At 72.8% G+C, this 19,187-nt stretch carries 18 protein-coding genes and 1 tRNA gene; 12 read left to right on the top strand and 7 right to left on the bottom strand.

All coding sequences use genetic code 11. From position 1 onward, the window contains the following. Positions 1-58: 58 nt before the first annotated feature. The 3 genes from ABZ312_RS13145 to ABZ312_RS13135 all read left to right on the top strand — a co-directional run bounded on the left by ABZ312_RS13145 (position 59) and on the right by ABZ312_RS13135 (position 3,062). The gene (locus ABZ312_RS13145; RefSeq protein ID WP_500322800.1) at positions 59-868 is read left to right on the top strand and encodes a phosphatase; all 810 of its coding nucleotides are present in this window, start codon (positions 59-61) and stop codon (positions 866-868) included. Between the two features lie 350 nt (positions 869-1,218). Then, positions 1,219-1,881: a response regulator gene (locus ABZ312_RS13140; RefSeq protein WP_500437622.1), complete on the top strand. Its 663-nt coding sequence runs from the start codon at positions 1,219-1,221 to the stop codon at positions 1,879-1,881. Continuing rightward, on the top strand, positions 1,878-3,062 hold the full coding sequence (locus ABZ312_RS13135) for a sensor histidine kinase (RefSeq protein WP_500358234.1): 1,185 nt from the start codon (positions 1,878-1,880) through the stop codon (positions 3,060-3,062). Before ABZ312_RS13140 ends, ABZ312_RS13135 begins: the two co-directional genes overlap by 4 nt. A 17-nt stretch (positions 3,063-3,079) precedes the next feature. Here the strand turns inward: ABZ312_RS13135 and ABZ312_RS13130 are convergent, their stop codons facing one another. The 3 genes from ABZ312_RS13130 to ABZ312_RS13120 are packed head-to-tail and all read right to left on the bottom strand — an operon-like array spanning position 3,080 to position 5,812. Continuing rightward, complete coding sequence (locus ABZ312_RS13130; protein WP_499511991.1) at positions 3,080-3,961, bottom strand: acyl-CoA thioesterase; 882 nt, start codon at positions 3,959-3,961, stop codon at positions 3,080-3,082. Positions 3,962-3,992: 31 nt separating this feature from the next. After that, on the bottom strand, positions 3,993-5,150 hold the full coding sequence (locus ABZ312_RS13125; protein ID WP_499511992.1) for an acyl-CoA dehydrogenase family protein: 1,158 nt from the start codon (positions 5,148-5,150) through the stop codon (positions 3,993-3,995). 38 nt (positions 5,151-5,188) lie between these two features. Beyond that, positions 5,189-5,812 carry an SACE_7040 family transcriptional regulator gene (locus ABZ312_RS13120; RefSeq protein ID WP_500437620.1) on the bottom strand — a complete coding sequence of 208 codons (624 nt, stop codon included), beginning with the start codon at positions 5,810-5,812 and terminating at the stop codon, positions 5,189-5,191. Between the two features lie 141 nt (positions 5,813-5,953). Between ABZ312_RS13120 and ABZ312_RS13115 the strand changes: the two genes are divergently transcribed. The 6 genes from ABZ312_RS13115 to glmS all read left to right on the top strand — a co-directional run bounded on the left by ABZ312_RS13115 (position 5,954) and on the right by glmS (position 13,940). Continuing rightward, positions 5,954-7,582 (top strand): carboxyl transferase domain-containing protein, encoded by a 1,629-nt coding sequence (locus ABZ312_RS13115; RefSeq protein ID WP_500437618.1) that lies wholly within the window; start codon positions 5,954-5,956, stop codon positions 7,580-7,582. 22 nt (positions 7,583-7,604) lie between these two features. Beyond that, the gene (locus tag ABZ312_RS13110; RefSeq protein WP_500437681.1) at positions 7,605-9,605 is read left to right on the top strand and encodes an acetyl/propionyl/methylcrotonyl-CoA carboxylase subunit alpha; all 2,001 of its coding nucleotides are present in this window, start codon (positions 7,605-7,607) and stop codon (positions 9,603-9,605) included. Further along, a complete protein-coding gene (locus ABZ312_RS13105; RefSeq protein WP_500358229.1) occupies positions 9,605-10,558 on the top strand; it encodes a hydroxymethylglutaryl-CoA lyase in 954 nt (317 codons plus the stop codon). Before ABZ312_RS13110 ends, ABZ312_RS13105 begins: the two co-directional genes overlap by 1 nt. Positions 10,559-10,566: 8 nt before the next feature. Continuing rightward, positions 10,567-11,733 carry an acyl-CoA dehydrogenase family protein gene (locus ABZ312_RS13100; RefSeq protein ID WP_499511996.1) on the top strand — a complete coding sequence of 389 codons (1,167 nt, stop codon included), beginning with the start codon at positions 10,567-10,569 and terminating at the stop codon, positions 11,731-11,733. 73 nt (positions 11,734-11,806) lie between these two features. Then, a complete protein-coding gene (locus tag ABZ312_RS13095) occupies positions 11,807-12,082 on the top strand; it encodes a hypothetical protein (RefSeq protein ID WP_500322792.1) in 276 nt (91 codons plus the stop codon). A 43-nt stretch (positions 12,083-12,125) separates the two neighbouring features. Then, positions 12,126-13,940, top strand: a complete 1,815-nt coding sequence (glmS, locus tag ABZ312_RS13090) for a glutamine--fructose-6-phosphate transaminase (isomerizing) (protein WP_500322791.1) — start codon at positions 12,126-12,128, stop codon at positions 13,938-13,940. 73 nt (positions 13,941-14,013) lie between these two features. On the opposite strand, the gene ABZ312_RS13085 is transcribed toward glmS, so the two are convergent. Further along, a complete protein-coding gene (locus ABZ312_RS13085) occupies positions 14,014-14,610 on the bottom strand; it encodes an acetate uptake transporter (RefSeq protein WP_500358227.1) in 597 nt (198 codons plus the stop codon). A gap of 107 nt (positions 14,611-14,717) precedes the next feature. After that, the gene (locus tag ABZ312_RS13080) at positions 14,718-15,239 is read right to left on the bottom strand and encodes a universal stress protein (protein ID WP_500322789.1); all 522 of its coding nucleotides are present in this window, start codon (positions 15,237-15,239) and stop codon (positions 14,718-14,720) included. 714 nt (positions 15,240-15,953) lie between these two features. On the opposite strand from ABZ312_RS13080, the gene ABZ312_RS13075 reads away from it, so the two are divergent. The 3 genes from ABZ312_RS13075 (at position 15,954) to ABZ312_RS13065 (ending at position 18,255) form a co-directional block, all read left to right on the top strand. Next, positions 15,954-17,474, top strand: a complete 1,521-nt coding sequence (locus ABZ312_RS13075) for a helix-turn-helix domain-containing protein (RefSeq protein ID WP_500322787.1) — start codon at positions 15,954-15,956, stop codon at positions 17,472-17,474. 5 nt (positions 17,475-17,479) lie between these two features. After that, positions 17,480-18,091, top strand: a complete 612-nt coding sequence (gene orn / locus ABZ312_RS13070; RefSeq protein WP_499512002.1) for an oligoribonuclease — start codon at positions 17,480-17,482, stop codon at positions 18,089-18,091. Between the two features lie 91 nt (positions 18,092-18,182). Then, positions 18,183-18,255, top strand: a tRNA-His gene (locus ABZ312_RS13065). Between the two features lie 80 nt (positions 18,256-18,335). On the opposite strand, the gene ABZ312_RS13060 is transcribed toward ABZ312_RS13065, so the two are convergent. Together ABZ312_RS13060 and ABZ312_RS13055 are read right to left on the bottom strand one after the other, a co-directional pair. Further along, positions 18,336-18,845, bottom strand: coding sequence for a flavoprotein (locus ABZ312_RS13060; protein ID WP_499512003.1), 510 nt, complete (start codon positions 18,843-18,845; stop codon positions 18,336-18,338). Positions 18,846-18,912: 67 nt separating this feature from the next. Further along, positions 18,913-19,122: a hypothetical protein gene (locus tag ABZ312_RS13055; protein WP_499512004.1), complete on the bottom strand. Its 210-nt coding sequence runs from the start codon at positions 19,120-19,122 to the stop codon at positions 18,913-18,915. Between the last annotated feature and the right edge of the window lie 65 nt (positions 19,123-19,187).

The raw sequence follows: 19,187 nt of genomic DNA, 5'->3' as shown, positions 1-19,187 counted from the left end.
GGTAACGGACCGGCGTCGATCGGCGGCCCCCCGCACGCACGTCCGACAGCAGGCGACAATGGGGGTCATGCTGCCCCATGTCACCGTGCCGTCCCGCAAGGCCCTCGCCGACCACCTCGTACGCACGCGCATCGCGGGCGACGTCGCCACCCCCCGCGAGAACAACCGCTCTCACTACCGCAGACTCGCCGAGGGCGACCGCCACTACTGGTTCGGCCTGGAGTTCGGCGAGCGCTGGACGGACGAGGAGGCGGTGCTGGCGGTCATGGCCGAGCGCTGCGGGGTCGTGGCCGACCCCGGGTACCTCCTGGGGCAGGACACCATCGACCCCGAGCTGACGATCAGCGCCCTGGACCGGGCCGCCCGGATGCTCTGCAAGGCCGTGGAGGGCGGGCAGCGGGTGCTGTTCGCCACCGGCCACCCCGGCGGCCTGCTGGACGTCCACCGCACCCTGGCCGCGGCCGTGCGGGCCGCCGGCGCCGAGGTCGTCGCGATCCCTGGCGGGCTGTCCACCGACGAGGGCGGCGTCTTCCAGTTCTGCGACGTGGCCATGCTGGAGCGCGGCGCCACGCTGTGGCACACCCACTCCCCCGGCCCGATGGCGGCGGTCCTCGACGCGCTGGCCGCACAGGGCCGGCCGCTGCCCGACCTGGTCGTCGCCGACCACGGCTGGGCGGGGTGCGCCGGACAGCGCGGCATCGACGCGATCGGCTTCGCGGACTGCAACGACCCGGCCCTTTTCCTCGCCGAGGCGGAGGGCACGGTCTCGGTGACCGTCCCGCTGGACGACCACGTCACCGACCCGCGCCACTACGACGCGATGACCGCCTACCTGCTGGACGCGGCGGGCCTGACCGGCTCCGCATGACAGGGGGCCACGCCCCCGAGGGGGCGTGGCCCGCCACTCCCGACGGGCCCCGGGCCGCCGTCCTTCCGGCGACCCGGGGCGCGATGTCGACAGGCCGGGGCCTTCGCCCCCGCCCTTGGTCCGCGACATGAGAACCCCCGTTCCCCGTGAGCCCCCGTTTTCCCCCGTGAGCCCCCGTTTCCCCCGTCGACCGACGGGCGCGGCCGCCCGGACATGCGACCCGGCGGCGTGCTCGTTACGATCGCCGTCGATTCTTCCGGTCCGGCGCCGCCGGTGGATCACCCCCGGGATGGAGTTCGCGGTCCACCCTCGGGTGGAGTGGAAGGCCGTCCGGAGAAAGGCGCGGGATCGTGATACGGGTCGTGATCGTCGACGACGAGACACTGGTCAGGACCGCCCTGCGGCGCATCCTGGAGTCCGCGGGCGACATCGGTGTGGTCGCGGACTGCGACAGCCGCGCGGCACTGGCCGCCGTCCGCGCGCGCAAGCCCGACCTGGTGCTCCTGGACACGGTGATGCCGGAACCCGACGGGCTGACCGTGCTGCGGGCCGTACGGGCGCTGCCCGATCCGCCGGCCGTCGCGATGCTCACCGGATTCGACACCAGCGCCCACATCACCGCCGCCATGCGCGCGGGCGCGACCGGCTTCCTGCTCAAGGACACGGCGGTCGCCACCCTCATCGACGCCGTCCGCGTGCTCGCCTCCGGCGGGACGGTCTTCACGCCCACCGTCAGCCGCGCCGTGGTCGACGGCTACCTGGGCACGGCCGACGCCCAGGAGGCCGACCCCGCCGGGGCGCCCCTGGACCGGCTGACCGGACGGGAGCGGGAGGTGCTGCTGCTGGTCGCCGGGGGCCTGTCGAACCTGGAGATCGCCGAGCGGCTGCACATCACCGTCGCCACGGTGAAGGACCACGTCCGCGCCCTGCTGCGCAAGCTCGACGCGCCGAACCGGGTGTCGCTGGCGATCCTGGCGCACCGGGCCGGGCTCTCGCCGGGGAGCGCCGCGTGAGGCTCCCCCGGGCCGTCGCCGACGGGTGCCTGGTCGCCGTCGCGGCGACCGAGGCCTGGGCGACCCGCTCCCTGGGCGGTCCCCTCGCGCTGTCGGCGGCGTACCTGGCCGCCGGCGCCCTCGCGCTGCGCCGCCGGCTGCCGCTGACGGTGCTGCTGGCGACGCTGCCCGCCCTGTCGCTGGGCTATGTGTGGCTGGCCCCCATGGCCGCGCTGTACACGATCGCCGCCGACGGCGGCGCCCTGACCGTGGCCCGCGCCCGGCGGCTGCTGCGGCGGGGGCCGCAGCCGCTCCCCGGCCGGAGGCGGATCCCGCCGCCCATGGTGGTGACGCTGGGCAGCGCGGCAGCCGTCGCCTTTGTGTCGTTCTTCCCCTGGCCGTGGATCGGGGAGGTCGACTGGGCCCCCGCCGCGACCGTGCTCGCGGTGCTGCTGTCGGCACTGCTGGCCGTGGCCCCGACGGCGCTGGGGCTGCTCGCCGCGTCACGCCGGGAGCTCGCGGCGCGGCTCGCCGAGCTGGCGGAGAGCCGGGAGCGGGAACGGCGGCTGGCCGCGGAACGGGCGGTGGTGCGGGAGCGCACCCGGCTCGCGCGGGAGATGCACGACACCGTGGCCCACCACATCAGCCTGATCGCCGTGCAGTCGGGCGCGCTGGAGGCGACCGCCCGGGGCGAGGAGGCGCGGGCCGCGGCCGGTACGGTGCGGCAGCTCAGCCGCGACGCCCTGGACGAACTGCGGCATATGGTGGGGCTGTTGCGGATGCCGGTGGCGGTGGGCGGCGAGGACGCCGGCCCGGGCCTCGCGGATCTGCCCACCCTCCTCGCCGCGGCCGGGCCGCAGGTGTACGGCGACCTGACCGCCCTGGGCCGGCCCGGGTGCCCGCCGCCGGTGCAGCACGCGGCGTACCGCACCGTGCAGGAGGCCCTGACCAACGTGCGCAAGCACGCCCCCGGCGCGCGCACCGAGGTGACCGTACGGCTCGCCGCCGACGCGCTGCACGTCGCGGTGCGCAACGCGCCGTGCGGCGGGGGCGCGCCCGGCCCGGCGCTGCCGTCCGGCGGCCACGGCCTCACCGGGCTGCGCGAGCGCGCCGCCCAGCTGGGCGGCACCCTGGACGCGGGTCCGGAGCCGGACGGCGGCTTCCTGGTGCGGGCGACACTGCCGCTGGCCGCGGACCGGTGACCCGGTGACCCGGCGGCTCAGTCCCGCGGTACGCGGACCACACCCTCCTGGATGACGGAGACGGCGAGCCGCCCGTCCTGGGTGTAGATGCGCGCGGTGCCGAGCCCGCGCCCGCCGGAGGCCGACGGGCTCTGCTGGTCGTACAGCAGCCACTCGTCGGCGCGGAACGGCCGGTGGAACCACATGGCGTGGTCCAGGCTGGCGCCCACCACGTCGCCGACCGCCCAGCCGCCGCGCCCGTGGGCGAGCAGCACGGAGTCCAGCAGCGTCATGTCCGACACATAGGTGGCGAGGCAGACGTGGAGCAGCGGGTCGTCGGCGAGCTTCCCGTTGGTGCGGAACCACACCTGGGAGCGGGGCTCACGCGGCCCGGCCCCGGCGGCGAGGAAGGGCGGGGCGTCGACGTAGCGCAGGTCGACGGCGGCGCGGGCCTCCAGGAGGCGGTCCACGACCGAGGGGTCGGGGAACCGGTCCCTGTGCGGCCGCAGCAGCTCCTCGCCGGTGGGCAGGCTCTCCGGGTCGGGCGCCGGCGGCATCGGCTCCTGGTGCTCCAGCCCGTCCTCGTACGTCTGGAAGGACGCGGACAGGTGGAAGATCGGCTGCCCGTGCTGCACCGCGACCACCCGGCGGGTGGTGAAGGAGCGGCCGTCGCGGATGCGGTCGACCTGGTAGACGATCGGCGCGCCCGGGTCGCCCATGCGCAGGAAGTAGGCGTGCAGGGAGTGGGCGTCGCGTCCTTCCGGGACCGTGCGCCCCGCCGCGACCAGCGCCTGTGCGGCGACCTGGCCCCCGAAGACGCGGGGGACGACGGCGGGGCGGCTGGCGCCGCGGAAGATGTCCTGCTCGATCCGCTCGAGGTCGAGGAGATCGAGCAGGGACTGCAGTGCGTGGTTGGTCACGTGTGTCTCTCGGGGTCGGCGGACCGTCCGGTCACAGCCCCATCGACTTGGCGATGATCGACTTCATGACCTCGCTGGTGCCGCCGTAGATGCGGTGCACGCGGTTGTCCGCGTACAGGCGGGCGATCGGGTACTCCAGCATGTAGCCGTAGCCACCGTGCAGCTGGAGGCAGCGGTCGATGACCTTGGCCGCGGTCTCGGTGCAGAAGAGCTTGGCGCGCGCGGCGTCGGCGGCGGTGAAGTCACCGAGCTCGTGGGCCTCCAGGGCGCGGTCGACGACGGCCTGCATGGCGTCGACGTCGGAGGCGCACTCGGCGAGCACGAACTTGGTGTTCTGGAACTCGGCGACGCTCTTGCCGAAGACCTTGCGGTCGCGCACGTACTGGGCCGCGAAGCGGACGGCGGCGTCGGCCTGGGCGTAGGAACCGAAGGCGATCGCCAGGCGCTCGACCGGCAGGTTGTGGGCGAGGTAGGAGAAGGCCTTGCCCTCCTCGCCGAGCAGGTCCTCGACGGGGACCTTGACGTCGGTGAAGGACAGCTCCGCGGTGTCGGAGGTGCGCAGGCCGATCTTCTCCAGCTTGCGGCCGACGGCGTAGCCCTCGCTCGTGGTGTCGACCGCGAGGATCGACAGACCGCGGCGGCGGTCCTCCGGGGTGGCCGGCGAGGTGCGGCAGACCACCAGCACGCGGTCGGCGACCACGCCGCCGGTGATGAAGGTCTTGGCGCCGTTGAGGACGTAGTGGGTGCCGTCCTCGGAGAGCTTCGCGGTGGTGGTCATGCCGGCCAGGTCGGAGCCGGTGCCGGGCTCGGTCATGGCGATGGCGGTCATCATGTCGCCGCTGATGAAGTCGGGCAGCCAGCGCTTCTTCTGCTCCTCGTTGGCGAACTCCAGGAGGTACGGGAGCACCAGGCCGGTGTGCACGCCGCTGCTGCCGAAGCTGACGCCGGCGCGGGCGCACTCCTCGGTCACCACGGCGCTGAACTTCCAGCCCGTGATGCCGGCGCCGCCGTACTCCTCGGGCACCTCGATGCCGAAGATGCCCAGCTCGCCCAAGCGCCGGTAGAAGTCGCGGGGCGGGTACCCCGCCTCCTCCCACTCGGGGTAGACGGGCACGACCTCGTTGGCGATGAAGTCCCGGATCGTCTCCCGGAAGGCCTCGTGGTCCTCGTTGAATACCGTGCGACGCACTTGGCGCCTCCTCTGCACACTGGGCGATAAGCAAGCGCTCAGTAAGTTACTTCCCGGTTGCGCGCGCTGTCCAGAGCGGCGAAGGCGCCCAGGGCCAGCCGGTGCAGCAGCACGGCGGTCGCCGCGCGGCCGGGCAGCCCCCCGTGCGGGCCGAGGTGCGGGGTGGAGTTGAGCAGGCCGAAGACGGCGTGCACGGCCGCGCGGACCTCGGGCTCGGCCGCCCCCGGGTGGACCTCGCGGACGACCGTGACCCACTGCTCGACGTACTGGCGCTGCAGCTGGCGCACGAGCTTGCGGTCGGAGTCCCGGAGCCGGTCCAGTTCACGGTCGTGGAGGGTGATCAGCGCCCTGTCGTCCAGGGCGAAGTCGATGTGCCCGCGGACCAGGGCGTCCAGCGCGGCGGCCGCGCCGTCGGCCTCGGCCACCCGCATGCGGCCCGCGGAGTGCAGCCGGCCACTGATCCCGACGAGCAGCTCGGCGAGCATCGCGTCCTTGCCCGCGAAGTGCCGGTACAGCCCGGGGCCGCTGATGCCGACGGCCGCCCCTATCTCGTCCACGCCGACCCCGTGGAACCCGCGCTCGGCGAAGAGCCGCGCGGCCTCCCTCAGGATCTGGTCGCGCCTGCCGCTGGCCGCCTTGGCCGCCGTCCTCGTGGGCTCCACACCGCACCTTTCCGCGAGGCGTCCGGTCTGCGGATGCCCCCCGCGATCTCATCGTCCTACCATTCTAGACAGCCGTGTTAACGACCGCTAACGTGGTCGACAACACGTTAACGACCGCTAACTCCTCCGGGGGCCCGTGACATGGAAGCACCCGTCCTCGCCAGCGCCGCGGATCCGGCGAGCGAGGCCTACCGCGCCAACGAGAAGGCGCACGCCGAGCTGTCCGCGCGGCTGCGCGAGAAGCTCGCCGCCGCCGCGCTCGGCGGCGGCGAGAAGGCCCGCGCCCGGCACACCGCGCGCGGCAAGCTGCTCCCCCGCGACCGCGTGGACGGGCTGCTCGACCCCGGATCGCCCTTCCTGGAGCTCGCCCCGCTGGCCGCCGACGGCATGTACGACGGCCAGGCCCCGGCCGCCGGCGTCGTCGCCGGGATCGGCCGGGTCTCCGGCCGCGAGGTCGTGATCGTCGCCAACGACGCCACCGTCAAGGGCGGCACGTACTACCCGATGACGGTCAAGAAGCACCTGCGCGCCCAGGAGATCGCCCTTGACAACCGGCTGCCGTGCGTCTACCTGGTCGACTCCGGCGGCGCCTTCCTGCCGAAGCAGGACGAGGTCTTCCCCGACCGCGACCACTTCGGGCGGATCTTCTTCAACCAGGCCACCCTGTCCGCGCGCGGCATCCCGCAGGTGGCCGCCGTCCTCGGCTCGTGCACGGCGGGCGGCGCCTACGTCCCCGCGATGAGCGACGAGGCGGTGATCGTCCGCGGCCAGGGCACGATCTTCCTGGGCGGCCCGCCGCTGGTGAAGGCCGCCACCGGCGAGGTGGTCACGGCCGAGGAGCTCGGCGGCGGCGAGGTGCACTCCCGCACCTCCGGCGTCACCGACCACCTGGCCGAGGACGACGCCCACGCGCTGCGCATCGTGCGGAACATCGTGGCGACCCTGCCCGCCCGCGGCGCACTGCCGTGGACGGTCGGACCCGTCGAGGAGCCCGCCGTCGACCCGGCCGGGCTCTACGGCGCGGTCCCGGTCGACTCGCGCACCCCCTACGACGTCCGCGAGGTCATCGCCCGCCTCGTCGACGGCAGCCGCTTCGCGGAGTTCAAGGCCGAGTACGGCACGACGCTGGTCACCGGCTTCGCCCGGATCCACGGCCACCCGGTCGGGATCGTCGCCAACAACGGCATCCTGTTCTCCGAATCGGCCCAGAAGGGCGCGCACTTCATCGAGCTGTGCGACCAGCGCGGCATCCCGCTGCTCTTCCTGCAGAACATCTCGGGCTTCATGGTGGGCCGTCAGTACGAGGCGGGCGGCATCGCCAAGCACGGCGCCAAGATGGTCACCGCGGTGGCCACGACCCGGGTGCCCAAGCTGACCGTGGTCATCGGCGGCTCCTACGGCGCGGGCAACTACTCGATGTGCGGCCGCGCCTATTCGCCGCGCTTCCTGTGGATGTGGCCCAACGCCAAGATCTCCGTCATGGGCGGCGAGCAGGCCGCCTCGGTGCTGGCCACCGTCAAGCGCGACCAGATCGAGGCGGCCGGCGACACCTGGGCGGCGGAGGACGAGGAGGGCTTCAAGGCCCCCATCCGCGCCCAGTACGAGGAGCAGGGCAACGCCTACTACGCGACGGCCCGGCTGTGGGACGACGGGGTCATCGACCCCCTGCAGACCCGCCAGGTGCTGGGACTGGCCCTGACCGCGTGCGCCAACGCGCCGATTCCGCAACGCGATCCGCAGGCGCCGGGCTTCGGCGTCTTCCGGATGTAGGGGGAGCACTCAGATGTCAGCGATGTTCGACACCGTCCTGGTGGCCAACCGCGGCGAGATCGCGGTCCGCGTCATCCGCACCCTGCGGCGGCTCGGGATCCGTTCGGTCGCCGTCTTCAGCGACGCCGACGCCGGGGCCCGCCATGTGCGCGAGGCCGACACCGCCGTGCGCATCGGCCCGGCGGCGGCATCCGAGAGCTACCTGTCGATCGAGCGGCTGCTGGAGGCGGCCGCCCGCACCGGCGCCCAGGCCATCCACCCCGGCTACGGGTTCCTGGCCGAGAACGCCGCCTTCGCCCGTGCCTGCGCGGAGGCGGGGCTCGCCTTCATCGGGCCACCCGCCCGGGCCATCGAGCTCATGGGCGACAAGATCCGCGCCAAGGAGACCGTCCGCGAGGCCGGGGTCCCGGTGGTGCCGGGCAGCAGCGGCAGCGGGCTCACCGACGAGCAGCTGACGGCCGCCGCCCTGGAGATCGGCACCCCCGTGCTGCTCAAGCCCTCCGCGGGCGGCGGCGGCAAGGGCATGCGCCTGGTGCGCGACACGGCCCTGCTCCCCGAGGAGATCGCGGCCGCCCGCCGCGAGGCGCGCGGCTCCTTCGGGGACGACACCCTGCTGGTGGAACGGTGGATCGACCGTCCCCGGCACATCGAGATCCAGGTGCTGGCCGACGGCCACGGCAACGTGGTGCACCTCGGCGAGCGCGAGTGCTCCCTGCAGCGCCGCCACCAGAAGGTGATCGAGGAGGCCCCCTCGGTCCTGCTGGACGAGGCGACCCGGGCCGCCATGGGCGCCGCCGCCGTGCAGGCCGCGCTGTCCTGCGGCTACGTCGGGGCGGGCACCGTGGAGTTCATCGTCCCGGGCGCCGACCCGTCCGCCTACTGCTTCATGGAGATGAACACCCGCCTCCAGGTCGAGCACCCCGTCACGGAACTGGTGACCGGGCTGGACCTGGTGGAGTGGCAGCTGCGGATCGCCGCGGGCGAGCGGCTGTCCTTCGGACAGGACGGGGTCGCCCTGACCGGGCACGCCGTCGAGGCCCGGATCTGCGCCGAGGTGCCCTCCCGCAACTTCCTGCCGTCGGCGGGCACCGTGCTGGCGCTGGACGAGCCCGTCGGCGAGGGCGTGCGCGTCGACTCCGGGCTCAGTGCGGGCAGCGAGATCGGCACGTCCTACGACCCGATGCTCGCCAAGGTCATCGCGTACGGCCCCGACCGCCCGACGGCGCTGCGCCGGCTGCGGGCCGCCCTCGCCGGGACGACCGTGCTGGGCCTGGAGACCAACACCGGCTTCCTGCGCCGCCTCCTGGCCCATCCCGACGTCGTCTCCGGCGAGATGGACACCGGCCTGATCGACCGGGAGCTGGCGGGCCTGGTGCCCTCCGAGGTGCCCGTCGAGGTGTACGCGGCGGCCGCGCTGCTGCGCCACGCGGCCCTGGAACCGGCGGCGGCCGGCGGAGCCTGGCGGGACCCCTTCTCCGTGCCGAGCGGCTGGCGGCTCGGCGGGGAGCCCGCCTGGACCGACCACTGGCTGCGGGTACCCGGGGGCGAGGCCGTGCGGGTCCGCGTCCGCGGCAGGGCTCCCGAGGCCGAGGTGCGGATCGACGAGGCCCCCGCGGTGCGTGCCCGGCTGCTGCCCGGCTCCGGACAGCGGATCACCGTTGAGTGGCACGGCGTCACGCACGCCTTCGGCCACGCCGGCGACTGGCTGGGCAGGGACGGCGACGGCTGGCGCCTGCAGCCGTACGACCCGGTCGAGGCCGCGCTGCGCGGCGCGGCGGGCGCGGGCGGGGTGGACACCCTGGCCGCGCCCATGCCGGGCACGGTGACCGTGGTCAAGGTCGCCAAGGGCGACGAGGTCACCGCGGGCCAGAGCCTGCTCGTGGTGGAGGCGATGAAGATGGAGCACGTCATCACCGCCCCGCACGACGGCACCGTCACCGAGATCGACGTGACCCCGGGCAGCACCGTCGCCATGGACCAGGTGCTCGCGGTCGTCGCCCCGCACCAGCAGGAGGCCGGGTGATGGCCGTCGAGCGAACTCCCGGGCTGCCCATGTCCGTGCCCCTGGACGGACTCCCGCGGCGGGTGCGCATCCACGAGGTCGGCGCACGCGACGGGCTGCAGAACGAGAAGGCCACGGTGCCCACCGAGGTCAAGGCGGAGTTCGTGCACCGCTTGGCCGACGCCGGGCTGACCACCATCGAGGCGACCAGCTTCGTGCACCCCAAGTGGGTGCCCCAGCTCGCCGACGCCGAGCAGCTGATGCCGCTGCTGGACGACCTGGGCGACGGGATCCGGCTGCCCGTGCTGGTGCCCAACCAGCGCGGGCTGGAGCGGGCCCTGGCCCTGGGGGTGCGCGAGGTCGCCGTCTTCGGCAGCGCGACCGAGTCCTTCGCGAAGGCCAACCTCAACCGCACGGTCGACGAGTCGCTGGAGATGTTCGCTCCCGTCGTCGCCGCCGCCAAGGAGGCGGGGGCGAGGGTGCGCGGCTACCTGTCGATGTGCTTCGGCGACCCGTGGGAGGGCCCCGTGCCCGTGCCTCAGGTGGCCGCGGTGGCCCGCCGGCTCTACGACCTGGGCTGCGACGAGCTGAGCCTCGGCGACACCATCGGCGTCGCCACCCCCGGCCACGTCGTGGCGCTGCTCGACACCCTGGCCGGCCTGGACGTGCCCGTCGAGCGGCTCGCCGTCCACTTCCACGACACCTACGGCCAGGCACTGTCCAACACCCTGGCCGCCCTCCGGCACGGCGTGGGCGTCGTCGACGCCTCCGCCGGCGGCCTCGGCGGCTGCCCGTACGCCAAGAGCGCCACCGGGAACCTCGCCACCGAAGACCTGGTCTGGATGCTCGACGGCCTCGGCGTCGAGACCGGGGTCGACCTCAGCCGCCTCACCGCCACCAGCGTGTGGATGGCGGAGCAATTGGGCCGACCGAGCCCGTCCCGTACCGTCCGCGCCCTCTCCCACCAGGAGTGACCACAGCCATGACGACCGCCCACCGGCTCCCCGCCGAGTACGAGGAACTCCGCCGCACCGTGGAGGAGTTCGCGCACGACGTCGTCGCGCCGAAGATCGGCGAGTTCTACGAGCACGACGAGTTCCCCTACGAGATCATCCGCGAGATGGGCCGCATGGGCCTGTTCGGCCTGCCCTTCCCCGAGGAGTACGGCGGCATGGGCGGCGACTACTTCGCCCTCTGCATCGCCCTGGAGGAGCTCGCCCGGGTGGACTCCTCCGTGGCAATCACCCTGGAGGCGGGGGTCTCGCTCGGCGCCATGCCGGTCTTCCGCTTCGGCACCGAGGAGCAGAAGCGGCAGTGGCTGCCCCAGCTGACCTCCGGCGAGCAGCTGGGCGCCTTCGGGCTGACCGAGCCGGACTGCGGCTCCGACGCCGGCGGCACCCGCACCACCGCCCGGCTGGACGAGGCGACCGGCGAGTGGGTGATCAACGGCACCAAGAGCTTCATCACCAACTCGGGCACCGACATCACCTCGCTGGTCACGGTCACGGCCGTCACCGGCCGCAAGGAGGACGGCCGCCCGGAGATCTCCTCGATCATCGTGCCCTCCGGCACCCCGGGCTTCACGGTGTCGAAGAAGTACAGCAAGGTCGGCTGGAACGCCTCCGACACCCGCGAGCTGTCCTTCTCCGACTGCCGTGTGCCGGCCGCCAACCTGCTGGGCGAGCGGGGCCGGGGCTACGCCCAGTTCCTGCGCATCCTGGACGAGGGCCGGATCGCCATCGCGGCACTGGCCACCGGTCTGGCGCAGGGCTGTGTGGACGAGTCGGTGGCCTACGCCAAGGAGCGCACCGCCTTCGGCCGCCCGATCGGGAGCAACCAGGCGGTCGCCTTCAAGCTCGCCGACATGGAGATGCGCGCCCACACCGCCCGGCTGGCCTGGCGGGACGCGGCGTCCCGGCTGGTCGCAGGGGAGCCCTTCAAGAAGGAGGCGGCGATGGCCAAGCTCTACTCCTCGGAGATCGCGGTCACCAACGCCCGCGAGGCCACCCAGGTGCACGGCGGCTACGGCTTCATGAACGAGTACCCGGTCGCGCGCATGTGGCGGGACTCCAAGATCCTGGAGATCGGCGAGGGCACCAGCGAGGTGCAGCGCATGCTGATCGCGCGCGAGCTCGGCCTTCCGGCGTAGTTTTCGCCACCTCCCTGCCCGATATCGGGCAGAAATCTTGCGATCAGCCTCCTCCTTCCCTCAGTATCGACCGGTGCTCGAACGCCAGACGACACATGACGACCTCGTCGACCACCTGGTGCGGACCACGCCGCTGCAACGCGGCGAGGCCGCCCGGGTGGTCCTCGACATCCTGGCGTACTTCGACGAGACGGCCGAGGACTTCGTACGGCGCCGCCACCGCGAGCTGCAGGCCAAGGGTCTGCAGAACGCGGAGATCTTCGAACGGATCACGGCCGAGCTGCCGTACCGGGCGGTCACGCCGCCCGGGTACTCACTGCGGCAGCTGCGCCGCATCGTCTACGGCTGACAGCGAGACCGGGCCGCCTCGAGCGACCGGGAGGGACGGAAACATGTGTGGAATCGTCGGCTACATCGGGAAGCGTGATGTCGCCCCGCTGCTACTGGAGGGCCTGCAGCGGCTGGAGTACCGCGGTTACGACTCCGCGGGCATCGTGGTCGCCGGCAAGTCCGGCGGGCTCAAGGCCGTCAAGGCCAAGGGCCGGGTCCGTGAGCTGGAGGCACGGGTCCCCAAGCGCTTCGCCGGCACCACCGGCATAGCCCACACCCGCTGGGCCACCCACGGCGCCCCCAGCGACGAGAACGCGCACCCGCACCTCGACACCGAGGGCAAGGTCGCCGTCGTCCACAACGGGATCGTCGACAACGCCGCCGAGCTGCGCGCCAAGCTGGAGGCCGACGGTGTGGTCTTCGCCTCCGAGACCGACACCGAGGTGATCACCCACCTCGTCGCCCGCTCCCAGGCCGAGTCCCTGGAGGAGAAGGTCCGCGAGGCGCTGAAGGTCATCGAGGGCACGTACGGCATCGCCGTCATGCACGCCGACTTCCCCGACCGGATCGTCGTGGCCCGCAACGGCTCGCCGGTGGTCCTCGGCATCGGCGAGAAGGAGATGTTCGTCGCCTCCGACGTCGCCGCGCTGATCTCCCACACCCGCCAGGTCGTCACCCTCGACGACGGCGAGATGGCCACCCTGAAGGCCGACGACTTCCGCACCTACACGACCTCGGGCACCCGCACCACGGCCACCCCCGAGACCGTGGAGTGGGAGGCCGCCTCCTACGACATGGGCGGTCACGACACGTACATGCACAAGGAGATCAGCGAGCAGCCCGACGCGGTCGACCGCGTGCTGCGCGGCCGGATCGACGACAAGTTCTCCACCGTGCACCTGGGCGGCCTGAACCTCGACGCCCGCGAGGCCCGCGGCATCCGCCGCGTGAAGATCCTCGGCTGCGGCACCTCGTACCACGCCGGGATGATCGGTGCCTCGCTGATCGAGGGCCTGGCCCGCATCCCCGCCGACTCCGAGCCGGCCTCCGAGTTCCGCTACCGCAACCCGGTCGTGGACCCCGACACCCTCTACATCGCCGTCTCGCAGTCCGGTGAGACGTACGACGTGCTGGCGGCGGTCCAGGAGCTCAAGCGCAAGGGCGCCCGCGTCCTCGGCGTGGTGAACGTGGTGGGTTCCGCGATCGCCCGTGAGACCGACGGCGGCATGTACGTCCACGCCGGCCCCGAGGTCTGCGTCGTCTCCACCAAGTGCTTCACCAACACCGTCGTCGCCTTCGCGCTGCTCGCCCTGCACCTGGGCCGCATCCGCGACCTGTCGGTGGCCGACGGCAAGCGGATCATCGAGGGCCTGCGCAGGCTGCCCGAGCAGATCCAGGAGATCCTCACGCAGGAGGAGGACATCAAGAAGCTGGCGGCCGAATACGCGGACGCCAAGTCGATGATGTTCATCGGCCGGGTGCGCGGCTACCCGGTGGCGCTGGAGGCGTCCTTGAAGCTCAAGGAGATCTCCTACATCCACGCCGAGGCCTACCCGGCCTCCGAGCTCAAGCACGGCCCGCTGGCCCTGATCGAGCCCGCGATGCCGACGGTCGCGATCATCCCGGACGACTCGCTGCTGGAGAAGAACCGCGCCGCGATGGAGGAGATCAAGGCCCGCAGCGGCCGGATCCTGGCGGTCGCGCACCAGGAGCAGGCGAAGGCGGACCACACGATCGTCGTCCCGAAGAACGAGGACGAGCTCGACCCGATCCTGATGGGCGTCCCGCTCCAGCTGCTGGCCTACCACACGGCGCTGGCCCTGGGCCGGGACATCGACAAGCCGCGCAACCTCGCGAAGTCCGTGACGGTCGAGTAGCCGACGGCCCCGGCACGCACGAGGCCCCCCGCGCCCTTCGGCGCGGGGGGCCTCGCCGTTGCCTCCCCGGACGTCAGGCCGCGTGCCCGCGGTGCGGCATGGCCAGCCGCCAGCCGTCGGCGAGGGCGCGCCGGCCCCACGTGGCGTTGGTGAGCAGTGCGGTCCCGCCGTACCAGGCGACCGCGCCGGCCGCGAGGCCGACCCAGCCGCCCGCCTTGCCGAGGCCGCTGTTGGAGGCGAGTGCCGCGATGCCGGACAGGGCCGTGGCCACGGTCAGCAGCCCGAAGACCGCCTGCGCCACGCCGCCCATCTGCCACGCGGCCATGGTCAGGCTGAGCGCCAGCAGCGCCCACAGGAGCATGAAGAGCCCGGCGGCCTCCTTGCTCGCGCCCGCGCCGGACCCCGCCGACCAGGTCACCCAGAAGGCGCCCAGTGAGGCGAAGGCGGTGCCGGTGAAGCCGTTGCCACCGTAGAACTCCCACATGCCGGCGACGAATTGCGTGACGCCGCCGACGACCAGCGCGAGCCGCGCGGCGTCCGCCGCCGCGGTGTTGTCGAATACGCCGGTGCTGAGCAGCCCGTAGGCGATCAGCGTCAGGCCGAGTGTCAGATATCCCAGAGCCGTAGCACCGGCTCCTGCCGTGCGCGCCGTGGAGACGTCGTTGTCCACCGCGGGCCCCCTTCGTGTACGAGGGAAGAAACTGCTGATGAGATACCCTTCACAAGGGCACAAGCAATCCTGCGGAGGCCGTATTCACGGCGGCGTGCACCGAATCGTTATGGAATGACCACGACAGGCCGCTGGGCGCGCCGCGCGAGCCGTCCGGCGACCGACCCGAAGATCTTGCCGATGATCCCGTGCGTCCCACCCACCACGATGGCGTCGGCCTCGTACTCCCGGCCGACCTCCTCCAGCTCGTGGCAGATGTCGCCGCCGCGCTCGACCAGGATCCACGGGACCTCCGACAGGTGGTCGGCGCAGGCGAGTTCCAGGCCGAGCACCTCGGTGCGGTGGTCGGGGACGTCGACGAAGACGGGCGGCTCGCAGCCCGCCCACACGGTCGCCGGGAGCCTGTTGGCGACGTGCACGATGATCAGCGCAGAACCGGACCGGCGTGCCATGCCGATGGCGTACGCGAGGGCCCGTTCACTCGACACGGAGCCGTCGAAACCGACGACCACGCCGTGCCGGAAGGCGGGATCACAGGAAGTGCGCGGCTCGCAGGCCGCCTCCGGGGCCGCCGCCGATTCGGCGAGCGGCTTTCCGTCGGCGGGCTCGGGGAGCTCGTAACCGGCCATGATGCGGTTTCTCGGCAAGGTCGGCGCCGGGAGCGCCGAGTGGGCGGACAACAACAGTGCGGGGGCCGCGGGACCGGCCTGATTTCGACCGGTAAGGGGCTGCCCTTCCCGCTGACTCCAGAGTACGGCGACTGGGGGCCCCTGCACAGATGCGCAGGCGCCCTCACAGCGTCCCCCTACCCCGGAGTTTCCAGGAGAATGCCGGAGCCGGCCGTCGAGCGCAACGCCCCGCCGCCAATCGGACAAGTCACCTCGCGCCCGGCCCTCTCCCGCTGTCCGCCTCCGGCCATATCCGGAATCGTCCTCCCGGCCGTACGAGGCATAGGGGGCGCACTCGTTCTCCGGCCACACAAGGGGCGTACGACGGAGCGCTGACCAGGGGTGCGTACAGGACTTCCCACCATTTTCGGCCAACTTCCCTATCCCCAGGGGGACTTGGGATCATGTGCCACAACCCCCGCCGCCACCAGGGCGGAAGCGGAATGAGGGGGCGCACGGGCGTTGTGCGCCGGTTCCCCTCGCGGAAGGCACACTTCACGAGGGGAACGCTTCGTGATCGAATGCTTCACGCCACGTGGTCATGTCGACATACCGGCAGGTGGTGAACTTGCCACTGCGGGTACAGCGGAACCAGTAGATTCGATCTTGGGTGACAACGGCGGGGGACCCGTGCAGGACCGAGAGGACCAGACGACCGAGGGGGGCTTGAGCTCCATGACACAGGAGTCCAGGACCGGCACCATGGCGGAGATCCAGTCGGCCGCCGGCATGTCCACCGCACCGTCCGCGTCGACGGGGGCACCGGGCGTCCCGCACGTCCCGGGAGCGTCCGGCGTCCCGGTGAGCACCTCCGTTCCGTCAGGCCCGGCCGGCCCGTCCGCCACCACCCAACAAGGCCGCGGACCACGGAAGTTGTCGGCACGACGCCGCCAGGAGGTCGTCGCCGTACTGCTGTTCAGCGGCGGCCCGATCTTCGAGAGCTCGATCCCGCTCTCCGTGTTCGGCATCGACCGCCAGGACGCGGGCGTGCCGCGCTACCGGCTGCTGGTCTGCGCCGGTGAGGACGGCCCGCTGCGCACCACCGGCGGGCTGGAGTTGTCGGCCCCGTACGGGCTGGAGGCGCTGTCGCGGGCCGGCACGGTCGTCGTGCCCGCCTGGCGCTCGATCTCGCAGCCGCCGCCCGCCGAGGCGCTGGACGCGCTGCGCCGCGCGCACGAGGAGGGCGCGCGCATCATCGGGCTGTGCACCGGCGCCTTCGTGCTCGCCGCCGCGGGGCTGCTGGACGGCCGCCCGGCCACCACGCACTGGATGTACGCGCCGACCCTCGCCAAGCGCTACCCGTCCGTCCACGTCGACCCGCGCGAGCTGTTCGTCGACGACGGCGACGTCCTCACCAGCGCGGGCACCGCCGCCGGCATCGACCTGTGCCTGCACGTCGTACGCAGCGACCACGGCGGCGAGGCCGCCAACGCGCTCGCCCGCCGGCTGGTCGTGCCGCCGCGGCGCGGCGACTGGGGCGGCCAGCCCCGGCACCTCGACCGCTCTTTACCGGAGGAGATCGGCGGCGATCCGCTCGCCGAGGTCGTCGCCTGGGCGCTGGAGCACCTACACGAGCAGTTCGACGTGGAGACCCTCGCCGCCCGCGCCTACATGAGCCGCCGCACCTTCGACCGCCGCTTCCGCACGCTGACCGGCAGTGCGCCCCTGCAGTGGCTGATCACCCAGCGCGTCCTGCAGGCGCAGCGGCTGCTGGAGACCTCCGACTACTCCGTGGACGAGGTCGCCGCGCGCTGCGGCTTCCGCTCGCCCGTCGCGCTGCGCGGTCACTTCCGCCGCCAGCTCGGCTCCTCCCCCGCCTCGTACCGGGCGGCCTACCGGGCCCGGCGCCCGCAGGACGACCCGGACAACGCACTCGCCGCCGCCCGGGAACCACGCGGCGGCGAGGCGGCAGGCGGCCCGGTGCCGGCCCCGCGCCGCAGCCCCGTGCCCACCGCGGACCGCGGTCACGGCGCGGTGCTGCAGATCGCGGGGCAGGCCGGTCCCGGCGGTGGCCCGGGCACGGCCAAGACCGACGCCGAGCCGCCCTACGCGACGCGCATCCCGGAGCAGCCCGGCAGCCGTTTCGACGCCCGCGAGCCGCACGGCGCACGGCGGCCGCGCGGTGACCGGGACGGCCGTGACGGACGCAGCCGCAGCGCGACTATGCCTGCTCCGCGGGATCGCCCCGTAGGGTGAGACGTATGAACGACCGGATGGTGTGGATCGACTGCGAGATGACCGGGCTCTCCCTGGCCCAGGACGCTCTGATCGAGGTGGCGGCGCTCGTCACCGACTCGGAGCTCAACGTGCTCGGCGAGGGGGTGGACATCGTCATCCGTCCGCCGGCCGAGTCACTGGAGAGCATGCCGGAGATCGTCCGCACGATGCACACCACCTCCGGCCTGCTGGAGGAGCTCGACGGCGGGGTGACGCTGGAGGAGGCGGAGAAGCTGGTCCTGGACTACGTCCGCCAGTACGTGGCCGAGCCCCGCAAGGCGCCGCTGTGCGGGAACTCGGTCTCCACCGACCGCGGTTTCCTCGCCCGGGACATGCCCACGCTCGAGCAGCACCTGCACTACCGCATCGTGGACGTCTCCTCCATCAAGGAGCTGTCCCGGCGCTGGTACCCGCGCGCCTACTTCGCCAGCCCGGAGAAGAACGGCAACCACCGCGCCCTCGCCGACATCCGCGAGTCCATCGCGGAGTTGCGCTACTACCGCGAGGCGGTCTTCGTGCCCCAGCCCGGGCCGGACACCGACACGGCGCGCTCGATCGCCGCGAAGTACGTCCTGCCTGCGGAAACCTCGGACTGAGCGACCCACGGAAAACGTGGCAGCGAGCACCCCTCCGGACCCTGTACACTTTTTCTCGGCCGGTGGGAAGCAGTAGCAATCACCGGTCATGGTGGGTGTAGCTCAGCTGGTAGAGCACCTGGTTGTGGTCCAGGATGCCGCGGGTTCGAGTCCCGTCACTCACCCTCACCAGGGAAGGCCCGGTCTGCGGAAGCAGACCGGGCCTTCCTCGTCCCCGGGCCCTCGTGACCCCGGGCGGGGCGGATCAGCCCGCGACCGCCTCGGCGGCGGCGAGCGCCGGCTGCCAGGGGTACTCCGGGCCGGACCCGGCGTCGCCGAAGAGCACCGTGACCCCGGCGGCGCGCAGGGTCTCCAGCGAGCGCTCGTACTGCGGGTGCTGCATGAGCGCCGCGTTCACGGACGGCATCGCCACCATCGGGACGCGCTTGCCGATGCCCTCGGCGAGGGTGCCGGCCACGAACGTCTCCGTCAGGCCCAGTGCCCACCCGTTGATCGTGTTGAAGGTGGCCGGGGCCACCAGGATCACGTCGGCCGGCGGCCAGACCTCGGGCCGGCCGGGCAGCGGGTACTCGTGGCGCACCGGGCGGCCGGTCAGCGCGGCCAGTCCGTCCAGGCTCGGCTCCAGCCAGCGGGCCGCGGTGGGCGTCAGGCCGAGGCAGACGTCCCAGCCGCGCACCTGGGCGTCCTCGATGACGCGCGCGACGTCGAAGACGGAGGGGGCGGCACCGGCGAAGAGGTAGAGGGTCCGAGTCATGCGGACCACCCAATCGCGGGAAGTGGATCTTACGCAACCGTACGGAGGACCGGACGTCCGGAGGGCCTCACGGGGCCCAGTGGTACTTGCCCCCGCCGAGCCAGCGCACGGCCTGGGGGTCGTCGAAGTCGACGTGCTCCCGCCCGGCGTCGAGGGCGATGCGGACGACGTCGAGCAGGTCATGGGCGATGCCGACGGGTTCCCCGTCGATCTGCACGATGCGGAAGGGCGGGTCCCCTGCCTGGACGGGGGACACGACGATCGGGGTGGTGCTCACCCGTCCAGCTTGCGGCACCCCGGCGCCCGGCGCACCCGAAGTGGCCCTGGCGCACGACGGGTGAA

Source organism: Streptomyces sp. NPDC006207, from assembly GCF_040613835.1.
GTDB lineage: Bacteria > Actinomycetota > Actinomycetes > Streptomycetales > Streptomycetaceae > Actinacidiphila.
This window is presented reverse-complemented; position numbering and strand designations above follow the sequence as displayed.